10 protein-coding genes and 1 pseudogene are annotated in these 13,098 nt (G+C 30.9%); 9 read left to right on the forward strand and 2 right to left on the reverse strand.

Annotation, left to right across the window (positions count from 1 at the left end):
• The first annotated feature begins 6 nt into the window (after positions 1-6).
• Complete coding sequence (locus DFQ06_RS14515) at positions 7-564, forward strand: hypothetical protein (protein WP_042505113.1); 558 nt, start codon at positions 7-9, stop codon at positions 562-564.
• Positions 565-895: 331 nt separating this feature from the next.
• On the opposite strand, the gene DFQ06_RS14520 is transcribed toward DFQ06_RS14515, so the two are convergent.
• A complete protein-coding gene (locus tag DFQ06_RS14520; RefSeq protein ID WP_133968467.1) occupies positions 896-3,004 on the reverse strand; it encodes a DEAD/DEAH box helicase in 2,109 nt (702 codons plus the stop codon).
• Positions 3,005-3,328: 324 nt separating this feature from the next.
• On the opposite strand from DFQ06_RS14520, the gene DFQ06_RS14525 reads away from it, so the two are divergent.
• The 7 genes from DFQ06_RS14525 to DFQ06_RS14555 all read left to right on the forward strand — a co-directional run bounded on the left by DFQ06_RS14525 (position 3,329) and on the right by DFQ06_RS14555 (position 10,149).
• The gene (locus tag DFQ06_RS14525; protein ID WP_042505105.1) at positions 3,329-3,757 is read left to right on the forward strand and encodes a hypothetical protein; all 429 of its coding nucleotides are present in this window, start codon (positions 3,329-3,331) and stop codon (positions 3,755-3,757) included.
• Between the two features lie 514 nt (positions 3,758-4,271).
• Complete coding sequence (locus tag DFQ06_RS14530) at positions 4,272-5,048, forward strand: LuxR C-terminal-related transcriptional regulator (RefSeq protein WP_042501495.1); 777 nt, start codon at positions 4,272-4,274, stop codon at positions 5,046-5,048.
• Positions 5,049-5,113: 65 nt separating this feature from the next.
• Positions 5,114-5,599 (forward strand): hypothetical protein, encoded by a 486-nt coding sequence (locus tag DFQ06_RS14535; protein WP_133968469.1) that lies wholly within the window; start codon positions 5,114-5,116, stop codon positions 5,597-5,599.
• Between the two features lie 181 nt (positions 5,600-5,780).
• Complete coding sequence (locus DFQ06_RS14540) at positions 5,781-6,212, forward strand: hypothetical protein (RefSeq protein WP_133968471.1); 432 nt, start codon at positions 5,781-5,783, stop codon at positions 6,210-6,212.
• Positions 6,213-6,227: 15 nt separating this feature from the next.
• On the forward strand, positions 6,228-7,304 hold the full coding sequence (locus tag DFQ06_RS14545; protein WP_133968473.1) for a toxin-antitoxin system YwqK family antitoxin: 1,077 nt from the start codon (positions 6,228-6,230) through the stop codon (positions 7,302-7,304).
• Positions 7,305-7,419: 115 nt separating this feature from the next.
• On the forward strand, positions 7,420-8,934 hold the full coding sequence (locus DFQ06_RS14550; protein WP_159140085.1) for a toxin-antitoxin system YwqK family antitoxin: 1,515 nt from the start codon (positions 7,420-7,422) through the stop codon (positions 8,932-8,934).
• A gap of 57 nt (positions 8,935-8,991) precedes the next feature.
• Positions 8,992-10,149, forward strand: a complete 1,158-nt coding sequence (locus DFQ06_RS14555) for a hypothetical protein (RefSeq protein WP_235833555.1) — start codon at positions 8,992-8,994, stop codon at positions 10,147-10,149.
• A gap of 98 nt (positions 10,150-10,247) precedes the next feature.
• On the opposite strand, the pseudogene DFQ06_RS19665 reads toward DFQ06_RS14555, so the two are convergent.
• A pseudogene (locus tag DFQ06_RS19665) lies at positions 10,248-10,436 on the reverse strand (DUF4172 domain-containing protein); the annotation flags it as partial.
• Between the two features lie 517 nt (positions 10,437-10,953).
• On the opposite strand from DFQ06_RS19665, the gene DFQ06_RS14565 reads away from it, so the two are divergent.
• The gene (locus tag DFQ06_RS14565) at positions 10,954-13,086 is read left to right on the forward strand and encodes a hypothetical protein (RefSeq protein ID WP_133968476.1); all 2,133 of its coding nucleotides are present in this window, start codon (positions 10,954-10,956) and stop codon (positions 13,084-13,086) included.
• The last annotated feature ends 12 nt before the right edge of the window (positions 13,087-13,098 follow it).

A 13,098-nucleotide genomic window follows, 5' to 3' on the forward strand; every position in this document is an offset into this window, starting at 1 on the left:
AAAAGTATGAGAAAAACACTTACCCTTTTAGCCATTCTATCATTTCTATTTATCAATGCACAATCTAAAAAAGGCACTATTTATTTAAAAGACTCAACAGAATTAAAAGGTTTAGTTAAGGCCAAAATGTTGGGAGGTATAAAATATAAAGCAAATTTAAATTCAGATATTATTCATTATGAAAATAGCCAACTAAATGGTTATGATATAGAAAGAGAAGATAAGAGTGTAGAGCGATATAGATTTAAACTGGTGCAAGGAATTTCTCGTAAAATGAAAATAGTACAATTAGGAAAAATTAATCTATATAGTGTTTTTGTTACAAATTCTGGCTCTGCAATGGGAATGGGAATGGGTGCAGGAATGAGCCTACCTGCATCGTCTGGTTATGTTTATTTTTTAGAAAAAAATAATGTAACAATAAGAACAGGAGCTTGGCTTAAAAAACGAAAATTTAATCTAATTGAAGATTGCCCTACCTTAATAGATAAAATAAAAAAGAAAGAATTTAAGAAAAAGCAGGTGGTTGATATTATCAATTATTATAATAAAGAATGTGTTTAAAAATCGACTCGTTTTAGTTTACCAAATGCGTAACTAAATATATCCAGAACCATTCGTCACAACTCAAAGAATGATATTTAAAAGAGACCATCTTAAGAACAAAAAAACGTTTTACACCCTTCTAATATTTGTTGAAGTTAGCTTATATCTCTCATTGTTCTACTTCAAAACTCTTTTGATAATTAGCTTATTAATATTTCCTTTTTTATGCATTGAAATGTTTAATTGTAAATTGTAAGCTAGATGAGGATTTTATTTGATAAATTCCCAAAGCTTTAGCGATTTAAAGAAACTATGAAAATTTACTGATAGTCAAGTTTATTTTGGTTCCTTAATTTTTATAACTCAACTTATAATCAGACAATCTTAAATCAACCATTAAAGACCGTAATTTTTTAGAAACTTCATTTAAATCGTCCGAAATTGAAAACACCTTTGGATCACCTACAATAATTAGCTTATGTTTTGCTCTAGAAAGTGCCACATTAACTAATCGTTCCCCTTGAATGCCTTTGTATAGCATGCCTATATTTTTTTCACAATTATCTACTATATCATAAACAATAGCATCGAAACCCGAACCTTGAAAAGAATGTATTGTACCAACCGTTACATTTTTAAGCTGATTATCGGAAAGCATTTTGTTTCTCAATTTTCGTTTTAAATTTATTACTTGGCCATTATAGGGCGTAATAACACCAATTATCATCGCTTCATTTTCTATTATTAAGCTTTCTACAAGTTCGGTTACAACCTGAGCAGATTTATCATTAACTCTAGATCGTCCTTGCGTGGTTTTTACAACAGCTCCATTTTTTGGCTCTACAGGAATAAAACAATACGGCGTATTAATAACTCCAAAACTAAACTTAATTGATGTGAATTTCTCTTGATAATTAGAGGTTAATAAACCATTATAAAACCTATCATTTATTAACGAACAAATGTCTGGATGCATCCTGCGTTGCTCCGAAAGCATGACTCTAATATTTTCATCATAGCCTTCAACATCGTCCATATATTCAAAAACATCTTTATTAAACCAATTATTTACAGCTTCTGTTTGGCCTGTACTAATTGGTCCAAGTTGTTTAAAATCTCCTGCAACAACAAATTTGTTTTTTGAAAAACTCGCCATAGTCAGCGTTTGTATCAATGGCATCATCCCTACTTCATCAACAACTACGAGATCAAATTTTTCATGTTCAAAATTATCAGCTAAAAAGCACTGTGCCGCTGTGGTAAACACTAATTGAGAATTAGCAATTCTTGTTTGATTAATTTGTTTTATCTCATTTTTAAGCAAAATTTGTTTGTTTCTGGCTCTGACAATGTCTTCCCTATCGGTATTTTTAGAATGACTCCTTAAATATTTTAAAACTGTGCCATATTCTTTCCTTACGCGATCTACTTCTTCTTTTTTGGGGTAAAGTCTGCTATCATTTACAATCTCTGATAAAACGGGATAACCAAACCTTAAAACCTTTCTGTCTTCAAGAAGTTTCTTTGAACTTTCTGAGAAATTTTCAAATTCATTTATAATTTCTTTTCCTAGAATATCAATAGAAATATTTGAAATACTAACGGCTAAAACGCGCAACCCGTTTGTACATGCTTTTGCTATAATTTTTGAAAGTGTATATGTTTTTCCTGTTCCTGGTGGGCCCCAAATAAAAGTGACATTTTGAGAGAATACACTTTGCACTGCCTTTTGCTGCGATTGGTTTAATGATGCATCTATTATTTCTCCTTTAAAGTCATCATCTATTCTAATATTCCTTTTAAAAAAGAACCTATTTGTAAGGCTGAGTTCGTCATATTTTACAGCGTTAAACCGATCTTTTATATGTTTTAAAAAATTAATAGCCTTGGGTTTAAATTTAAATGTAGTATTTAAATGCTCGGCTGTTAATTCATTTGAAACTCGAAATATTATGGTTGAAATACTTCTATAATATGCTAAAAAAACACCTTGAATATTGTTTTGCTTAGCAACATCTTGCCACCATAAATTTATTGGTATGCCTTCTTGCCCAGGACTAGAAACACCATCGGGCAGAGAAATAACAGCTTGGTACAAAAATCCGAAATCGGAATTTGAAATCTTCTTATCAATTTTGGCTACAACCCATAACCTAGCATTATCGTCCTCGATAGCATTTTCTTCGTCTATAAAAGCCTTTGTAATTTCTTGCTCTTTACCATCTACTAAATTAAACCAAGAAGGAAAATCTCTTATAAGATTATTCCATTTTGGACTATATAAATATCGTTTTACGCGATCAAAATAAACTGAATAATCACTGAGTGTTTTTTCAATTAATTCGAGTTCAATATTTTGCTTGTATAATAAATTAACAAGTTGCTTTTCGTTATAAGCCTTTTGTTTATGGTGATCTTCGTTCCATTTAAAAATTATTTCCTTAAAAATATATTCCATTAATAATACGCTTTTATGTGAGCCTAAGCCCTATCAAAATAGAATTTGATCCCTATGTAATTTATATTTCAGCAAAGCTATACAAAATGACTTTTACAGCGTGGTTTTATTGAAACTTGTTTGTTACTAAATACTAATAGACCCAATATAGTTAACTATTGTTTTACTAAAATTTATTATTTATATCTTAGCTTGAATAAGTAAGAATACAGGTCTATTTTGTAATCAGACTAGATTGATTAATATATAAGTTCAATATTTTAGCCTTGTGCGACAACCAAAAAATAATTTTAAAAACTTACTTTAATTGTTATAAATAAGAATATGAAAAAGCTTAAAATTTGGACATTAATATTGCATTCATTCATTTTTATAATTCATAAAAACACTATCTCTGTAATGCTATTAACTGAGTATTTCACTTTAGATAGGTGGCTTTCAAGCAGTGGTTTCTCAGATTCTTTTGCTAACCTGCTACTTGGCGCTTCACTACTCTCTCTTCTCGGTCAATTACTTATCCTGTTAAGTATAAAAATCGAAAAAGTTGTTAATAAGCACGTAATCGGTATTTTAGGGCTAATTGCATTATGGTTTTCATTTAGATATTTAGCATATCCTAGTGTGAACAACACCGATTTTCATACATGGGCGTTTTGGTCTGGAGTACCCTTCATTATTGCTTCTATACTTTTATATCACGAACAATATATTATACTAAAAGATATATTTAGAAAAAAGAAGAAAAGCAGCTAATGTTTGGGTGGACTATTTATTTCCCAATACAGAAATCAACTTTTCTTTATTTACGAGGCTTAACGGAAAACGAGGTACAAAACGACCCGGAAAGTGACCGGAAATTAGCACTACCATTTCAAAGGTAATAATTAGTGCTATTTCTATGATGAAAATAGCTCAAAATTGTTAGTTTTTTTTTTACACTAAAAACTTAATCAAGATTTCAAAACAAGTTATACTTCTTCTCTCCTATTAATTTTACTTAAGATGTTAAGCTAATAATTACTCTTAGTTAACCCTAAAACCAACATTAAAAAACAATTTCAGTATTCCTAATTTTAATAAAGACATCTAGCATAATTATTAATTATAACTACATACTTTTGGGTAATTGTGTATAATTTAATAAACTTACACCTAAAATGCTAAAAGGCAAAAATCTCTAAATCCTAATTAATAGCAAATTATTGAGGTCTATAGGTTTTAAAATGTAGCGCTACTTAAAGTTAGTTACATTTAAATTAAAAGAATTATGAAAAAAGAAACAATAGACTTATTTAAAGAAATATTCGATACGAATAAAGAATATAAAAATACTATCATAGAACAACACATTAATAAACTAATAGAACTAGATAAATATTTACCAAGAACCGAGTCTTTTTTTATTGTAACCAACACTTCATTGCAAACCTACCCATTTGTTAGTAAAAACTTTGAGCTCACGTTAGGTTTAGATATAGAAAAAATGACTTCTATTGGACCTCAATACTGGCTTTCTCACTTTCATCCAGATGACCTAGTTGTTTGGATGAAGGCCTTACAAGATTTAATGACTTTTACAATGACCAAAGTAAAAAAAGAAGATCGAGAAAATTTAAATTACACTTGGAATTTTAGAGTAAAAAATAGTAAAGGCGATTTTTGCAATATTTTGGAACATCAAACCCCTACATATTTTGATGAAACCGGAAAACCTATTATTGGAATTGCCCATGCCACTGTTATTGGGAATGGAGAATATAGACCAATAATTTGCACTGTAAAAAAATTAAACAAAAACAATGAATACGAAACATTATACTATAAAAATTATGATCAAAACTTATTAGCTACCAACAGCCTAAGCAATAGAGAACAGGATATTCTACGATTATTAACACTAAACCAAACAAGTAAAGAGATAAGTAAAAAACTTTTTATTAGCTCTCACACAGTAGATGGACATAGAAGAAGTATACTAAAAAAACTGAAGTTTTCTTCAACTCAAGAATTAGTCCAATATTGTTTATTAAATCAAATCATTTAATAAACACTCAATATTGAGTGTTGCAGTATTAAATGATTTATGTTTTTTTTGTTAAAAACCTAAATATGAAAACCATTCTATTAAGCTTATGCTTAACTATCACATTTTTTTGTAATGCACAAGATGCTTCTAATGATGCTACTTGGGAGGAGACAATCCAATTTATTAATAAACATAGTTCAAAACTTGGAGATAAATATTTTAGATCAGATTTATATAAAATTACTGGATATGAATTGGAAAATAATATGGTAAATAGACATGGTGTTAATCATAAAAAGACAGTTGATCTTGAGTATTTAGATACTGTGAAAGTTTACGAAGGAAAAATCGAATTATATTTAACAGGAAATTATCGTAAATGGTACACTAAATATACAAATACAGAATTAATATTACGTACTGACGAACTTGCATACTCTGACCAATTTAGTTTTTATGTTTCAGATAAAGAGTGGTGTAAAAGGATTGGAAAAGCTTTCCAACATTTAGCTTATCTAGCCACAAAAAAACGAGAAGAAGAACGCAAAGCTTCTGGAGATAAATTTTAAGAAAAAACATACTATTAAAAATATACTTCAAATTTCAAATAAAAACAAAACCTTCTGTTTGTTTCTATTTCTTGGGTTTTACTTTAATTCTTTTTATGCGCAAAGCGCACATTATTATGTTTTAATTAATAATACAAAATTAGCCCCTTGGTGCTCTGTAGATACCGATTTTAAAACCTTTATGCTACCAACAAAATTAGATGCAGAAAAGCGTAATAAAATAATTGAAGTTTTTAAAAAGAGATTAAACCCCAGTGAAGATAGCAATATAAAAAAAGTGGATTTATATGTAGGTGAATCAGATTACCTAGTTGTCTATGAATATATTATTAAAAGTGATGACTGCCCCTCTAAAACCTTTAAATACATTAAAGCATTTAAGGCTTCCAGTAAAGAAAAAGCAATGGAGGTTTTGCAGAAAAGAATAGAAACAGCATACACCAAAGACCGTTATATAAGCCATAAAATACTTTTAGAAACACAGCCTTTTTTAAAAAACGAAACAAATTTCATCCTAGATGCCAGTCAGTTTTTAAGAGAAAATTCTAAAAAAGACACTATCAAAAACACTAAAAAAGCTACCGGTATTGGGGTTAGAGGAAAAACTAAGTAATTAAAAACCAATAATATGAAAGTAAAAACAATTAGCATTCTTTTATTTAGCACTCTGTTAAACCCTGTTTTTGCGCAAAAAATAGATTTAGAGAATGCTCCTCTAAACCCCATAGCATTTCAATTTAAAAGAGAACACTTTAATCTAAAAGGGGCCGTTTCTCGATGGGATAACCTATATTTTAATGAGGATGGATACTTAATTAAAAATAGTACAGGCAATTGCACCTACAAATACGTAAACGGAAAACTTGTAAGCGATAATAAAGGCAATAAATATACAGTAAATAGCAAAGATTATATAATTGGTGTTATCGATAAATATGGCGACACAACAGATTACAAATACAACGCCGAAGGTCTGTTAATTTACGAAGGGGATAAATACGAAAATAAAACATACACTTATGATTCTAAGAATAGATTAATCCGTAAAAACGAAGGCGGATCGGAAAAAGTACAGTTTGAAGGTTCCGATTATGGAGTACGGTACAATTACTTTGGTACGCCTGACGATCTAGAGGTGTTTTATAGATGGGATGCCGATGGAAAACCTACCAAAAGTAAATATGCTAATGGGCATTTAAATTATTCTAGTTTCTCGGAATTGGAAATAAGGCAATATAAATTCGATGATTATGGTAATGTATATAAAATAATTATATCAGATGGTAGCAATGAGACCGTTTACAACCAAAAACTTGAATATTTCGAACAAGTAGCAGACCATGTTGGCTTTGCTGTTATAGAGAGTCGATTACGTAAACCTCGGGTAGAAAAAACAATAGAAGAAACTATAGAGCCTGAGAAAACATATTTTTCTGACGGAACCTTGCTAAGTGAAAGTTTTTACGATACAAGCGATTCTGGTATTCTTAAAGTATATCATAGAAATGGAGCGCTACACGAAAAATATATGTATAAAAATGGACGTCCCTACAATTTATTAGAGTGCTACGATAAAAATGGAAATGCCCTCGACAAAGGGACTTTTAAAAACGGTAACGGTTATTTATATTTATACGATGAAGATGGTGGAAGGTTATCACGTTTGGTATATAAAAATAGTCAATTGGAAATTCGTGGTTACTAGCATAATATAAATTTCCAATACCGTCATACCTTTCTTTTTAATTTGCCATTATATTACTAATTTTTTAATTTAAAATCAAATGCACTATCAACAAACCTATAACCCTATTTTATTTATGAATTTTAAAATTAAAAGCGCCATTGTTTTATGTGGTTTACTAATAAGTGCTGTTGCAATGGCACAAGTAAAAGAGTACCAGCAAGAAGGCAATTACCAAAATAGTAAAGGCAAACGCGATGCCAATGGCAACCCTGTTGGCGAATGGCAATATTATGGGGCATTTTCCAACACGAGACCTACCGAGTATTTTAATTATGACACCAGAGAATTTCGAGATTATTTTATCCAAGACATCACCACCAATAAACCCTTAATTCTGCAGGAAAAAGGAAAACTTAATAGCGATTTAAAAAAAACAGGCACATGGATAACCTACCATAATACTCGTAAAAGAGAAGCGATACATACAAAAGGGAATTATATTAATGGTGTAAAAGATGGCCAATGGCAAGAACTTTACCTCGACGGATCGTTGCAAAGTGTAGAAGTTTTTGAAAATGGTGCTCGCAGGGGCACTTGGAAGGAGTATTTTGAAGATGGTAAATTAAAAAGCAGTATGCAGTTTGAAGATAACAGGCCCAATGGTGATTTTTCTGAAACTAAAAGATTTCCGGGCTATAGTTTTAAAACTTATGGAAAATACAAATTAGGCAGTAAACATGGCGATTGGATTATCTATTGCACTCATTCCAAAGGAGAATTTATTTATGAAAAAGCGGTTTACGATGCTGGTAGAGCAGTGGGGGAATTAAAAAGATTTAACGAAGATGGATCCATATTAAATATTGTTTCTCATAATAGCAAAGGCGAAATTTCGGAATCTAAGGAATTTTATGACGATGGTACCACTAAGAAAATTTCTATACCTACTGCAAGTACCGACCATAATCCTGCAACAGAAAACACCGTGTATTTTAAAAATGGAAATCTAAAGGAAAAGTATATAGAAAAAAAAGGATATTATTACAATATCATTACCATGAAAGATATTGAGGGGAATACCCTAGATTACGGTACACTGCGGGATGGCATCGGTACTTTTAAACTTTATGATGAAGACGGACAATTAAAATCTATAGAAACTTTAGGTAGCAAAGGGCGAAGAGGGCCTTATTCTACATTTGGTAGTGTTGAAATTGATGGCACGGCCTACCGCTATAAAGAAGTTGGGCAAATTGGTAGTGATGGTAGAGAAGGCAGTTTTGATGTAATTATTGAAAAAAACGGAATCCAACAGACTTTACAAACCGATGTGTATTTTCGAAATGTTTCTATCAATCAGAAAAAATATAATCTTGAAGGCGAATTAATTAGTGAATTTAATATCAATAAATCTACAGGTGAAAAAATAGAAACAGATTATTACCCAACAGGTAAAGTGAAAACGAAGTTGCAAAAGAAATACCCAAACGATTTATTAAACGTTTTAGAATGTAAAGACCCGAACGGTGAAGATTTAGATTTTGGTACTATAAAAAACGGAACAGGATCGTTTAAATTGTATAATACAGAAGGAAAACTAGAAACAACCTATATTTTTAGTGAAGGAAAAGTTACTGGAGAAAAATAACTTTTGAAGTTTTTATTGAGCATTCTACATACTTAATTTTAAGAATAATAATTCCGCATGAAGTTAGATAACTGGGTCAGTTTTTTTAAAGCATTATTGAAATATATAACCTTAATTTCAATGTTGCTAATCAGTGTAAACGCAGATGCACAACAGCTAGTTTTAAGCGATAATTATAAATCGCAATATACACAAGAAGCTGTTTTGCCTGTGTCAAGCCATGCGTATGTATTGGTAAAAGATAGTACCGCTTTCTTATACAATGTAAATGCCGTGCTACCTTATAAAAAACAGATACTAAGCGATATTTATATATTAAATGATGTAGAACAAAAGTTATACACTATAAGTTTAGTACCGCAATATGTAGATCAAATAGAAGACAATACACAAGAGATAATTACGCTTGTAACCTATGTTTACAAAACAAACTATGCCATTTTAGATAAGGCTAAAACAAATGAATTAGTAAAACAATACGGCCACTTTATCCCAAAAACGGAGGTGCCAAATATAGTTTTTAATCATACAATACATATTGAAGATAGCTATGCTACAAGTATTTATCAAAATCATCACCTATCGCTACCATTATATTCTATAAGGATCGATAAAAACAACATTCTAGCTGTACACGCTAACGGAGATCTTGTCCTTACCGAAGTGAAAAACCATAAAGTAAATAGGTTAAAAAAATGGACAAATTTTAATAGTTCTATAAGTCTTGTTAGCTCCGTAAAAATTGGCGATATGGTTCGTATTAAATTCCAACGATATCAGCCAGAGACAGATGAATTAGAAGATCTCTGGAGCATTATAGATATAAAAAATCAGGCTTTTGTAAGCATCAATTTAAAAGACTTTTATACTAATTTAAAGCACTTACAAGAGCAAGATGTAGCACTACTTAATAGTACGCCTTATTTTCACAAAGCCATAAACGGTAGCAATATTAGGATGTTTGTACTGCCTAATGAAAACTTTGTTTGGTTAGATGACGAATCGTACTATTATAGTTCTGATAACTTGTTTGAATACGCCAACATGCAAAAGGAAAACAAAAGTTTTAGTCTAGATACGCATGCATACCTCTTTAATTATCCATCACGTATCTTGCAAGCAATTGCACCACAAAAAAAAGAGACAATAAGAATCTTAGAAAAGGCATATGTTAAAAATAAACAGAAAATAATAGTAGAACGCTGTAAAAATTGAAATGATTTTATCATCAAACACATTTACAACCGATAGCCCCATCAATAACCAGATCTATTTTATCTAAATCATGATCTACTATAAACTATACGAGGTTATTAAAAATTAATCTGATAAGAAGTGCTCCGTCCATCACCTTCAATTTCGGAAGTTTTAATAGCTTTAGCTACCATAATATTTATCATAGCCTGCAAATGATCCTCTCTTGTCATGGCTTTTAAAATACCACTAATACGTCCTGATTTTTCAATAAAAGCGTAGAGCTTATCCTCTAGTGTGTTTATATCATAGCTGAATTTTGTCTATTCTTTTTGCTACCAATTATAAGTCATGAGCCGATTATCTAAATTAATCGGCTCATTATTAAACTATGCCTTCTTAAAACACAGTATTATTTTTACTATAAACTAAATATATAACAGACAACCCCCTTCTTACCTCCTATTAATTTAAACGAAGCTATTGAGTATTTAAAAATTTTCTGAATTAATAAACTCGCATTCATAATAGAATCGAAATCCTATTATTAGGATTATAAATTTTTTAATAAAAAACTAAAAAATCTTTACAGTTTATTTTTTTTATTTATATTTAAACTCTAATAAGCTATAAGCAAGCCTATTACACTCTCTCCCTATTTATTTTCATAATTATAAGCAAAAGTCAATTTTAGTAATTAATACTAAATATTGTCGATGAGTTATGTTTTTTTACTGGCTCTTTGATTAATGTTTAGATTAAGGTAAATAGAATTAATTTATTCTGTTAAAAAGTAAAAATATCGTTTAACATAAAACCAATAACATGAAGCATTTTACTTATAAAGTATTTTTAATTTTCGCAATATTTGTAGTTTACCAACCTCTTTTCTCTCAAGACAGAACTATCATAATGGGGACCGCAACAATAAAAAACATTTGTAAGGATGGGAAAGTTTCTGGTGAAGGCGGTAAATGCGTTTTTGAAGTAAAATTTTACCCTCAGGATAATTTAACTCTAGATCAAGCTAAAGCTAAAGCTGCAGAATTTGGTTTGTCTTTAGCAACCCCAGAAGAACTAACCGAAGCTTATACATATTTAAAATTAAATCAACATTCATATGGTCTATTAGCAAATGGCCAAATGGCAGTTCCAATTCAAGCTGATATCAGCACCTTTAAAAAAGGACCAAATATTGGCATTACAGGTGGTAATCAAGGTTTCTTTTATACTATGAAACCAGGTACTCCCATTGTAGCGCCTCCAAAACCAATTACAACTACAAATTCTGGATCTAATGTAATAAAACTTAGCGGAGACGCAGGTACCCCGGTAGTTATAGACCAAAGTAAAGATGGTTATTACAACCGTGAGTTTTTTAAATTAAATGGTATTAACTATAGTGATAGTCAAGCAGCAGTTTATGATGCATACAAAAAAAAATATGCAAATGGTGTAGGTAATATTATGCAAGATAAATGGGATGATGCTAATTATCAGCATATTTTGAACCGTTCGCTAGATCAATATATAAATGAAAAATTCCCTAACCGCTATAAAAACAATACGACTCACTTAAAAGGCTACCTAAAATATTTAATTACCAATAAAGATAACACCTGTAAATCGTGTAAATTAACACGATATGAGTTTGTTGGTTTTTTTGTTCCTGAATATTTAAAAACCCTAAGAACTGGAGCAAACCCAGTACTTAGCAAGCAATTTTCAGAATATGTAAGTTTTCATTTAGCTAAAGCAAATAGATACACGCTAGAATCTTGGAAATACTACTCTAGAAGCACAACTGCAGAATTAAATGACACCCCATTTATTCCGGGTTTACAATTTAATGATGGTCCCACGCTAATAGATAGAGAAGATATAGAGCCTATAGTTTATGATGACTCTGGTAGGGGAAGATTTATAAAATCAGGTATTCCATTAGGAGATAAAACGGTAAATGAGTTTAAGAGTAAAGGTATGAATGGCAGCCCCATGTATTTTACCCACGAGCAAAATATGAAAATATTAGATTTTTCAATGCCACTTGTAGCTCAGTCATTTCCTGATGATCCTAGTGTAAGTACATTATTAAACATTCCTAATTACTTATCGTCAAATTTGAGCGCAGAAGCACAAGCCCTAAATATAGTATCAAGTCATGCTCAGAAAGCAGGAATTAGTCTTGCTACAGGAGCGACAGTATTATTTTCAGCTCAAGCATTAAATGCCTTTTCAGTAGCACTAACTACAGCAACGAATTTATCAGGAGGTACTATAGATGGTGTTACCATGACTTATACTATTATCAGTTCTAAATTAGGAAGCAAAGCCATTGGGCCAGCATTATCATCGGCAATAGGGCCTGTTGCTGTAGGGGTAAGTGTTTTTATGGTAGGTTTTATGCCCACTGGCGGAAAGGCTATTGAAATTGCAATTTTTGAAAACAGTTTAAAAGAAGGTTGCTATATAAAACCTCGAAATGAAAATTGGCAAACAATGAGTGATCAAGAAAAAATTGAAAATTTTACTTTCTTATTCAAAATGCTTGTTCTTGATGCTAAAGACTTTACTTACTTAATTCCTGATCATATTGCTAGTATAAGTGAGCAACGCAAACTAGAAACTGAAGCTGCAAATATGGTATCGAATCCTGAGCTTAAAAGTAAAATACTAGCAACTATGGATGCTAGATATAATACCCCTAACATGTACTATTATAGAGAAGCAAACCTTACATTAGAACAAGCTATAAACAAAGCAAACTTTAATCGTTGGCAATTAGCAAAAGAAGATGAAGTAAGAGAAGCTTGGATTTCTGGTTTCGACGCTTATGCGTTTCTACGTATGGCAGATGGTCGTTTTGCTGTACCTGTTCAATCTGATCACAGTAACTTTAAAAGAGGCGCTAATATAGACGCAAAAGGTGGTATAATCAAGGTTTTTTGTATACTGTAAACAGAAAAGACT

Source organism: Algibacter lectus, from assembly GCF_004368925.1.
In the GTDB taxonomy this organism is placed as follows: domain Bacteria; phylum Bacteroidota; class Bacteroidia; order Flavobacteriales; family Flavobacteriaceae; genus Algibacter; species Algibacter lectus.

Bases quoted from the DNA above. Each gene is read 5' to 3' on its own strand.
- DFQ06_RS14555 (WP_235833555.1), top strand. From the start codon at position 8,992: ATGAAGTTAGATAACTGGGTCAGTTTTTTTAAAGCATTATTGAAATAT.
- DFQ06_RS14515 (WP_042505113.1), top strand. From the start codon at position 7: ATGAGAAAAACACTTACCCTTTTAGCCATTCTATCATTTCTATTTATC.
- DFQ06_RS14540 (WP_133968471.1), top strand. From the start codon at position 5,781: ATGCTACCAACAAAATTAGATGCAGAAAAGCGTAATAAAATAATTGAA.
- DFQ06_RS14530 (WP_042501495.1), top strand. From the start codon at position 4,272: ATGAAAAAAGAAACAATAGACTTATTTAAAGAAATATTCGATACGAAT.
- DFQ06_RS14520 (WP_133968467.1), bottom strand. From the start codon at position 3,004: ATGGAATATATTTTTAAGGAAATAATTTTTAAATGGAACGAAGATCAC.
- DFQ06_RS14525 (WP_042505105.1), top strand. From the start codon at position 3,329: ATGAAAAAGCTTAAAATTTGGACATTAATATTGCATTCATTCATTTTT.
- DFQ06_RS14550 (WP_159140085.1), top strand. From the start codon at position 7,420: ATGAATTTTAAAATTAAAAGCGCCATTGTTTTATGTGGTTTACTAATA.
- DFQ06_RS14565 (WP_133968476.1), top strand. From the start codon at position 10,954: ATGAAGCATTTTACTTATAAAGTATTTTTAATTTTCGCAATATTTGTA.
- DFQ06_RS14535 (WP_133968469.1), top strand. From the start codon at position 5,114: ATGAAAACCATTCTATTAAGCTTATGCTTAACTATCACATTTTTTTGT.
- DFQ06_RS14545 (WP_133968473.1), top strand. From the start codon at position 6,228: ATGAAAGTAAAAACAATTAGCATTCTTTTATTTAGCACTCTGTTAAAC.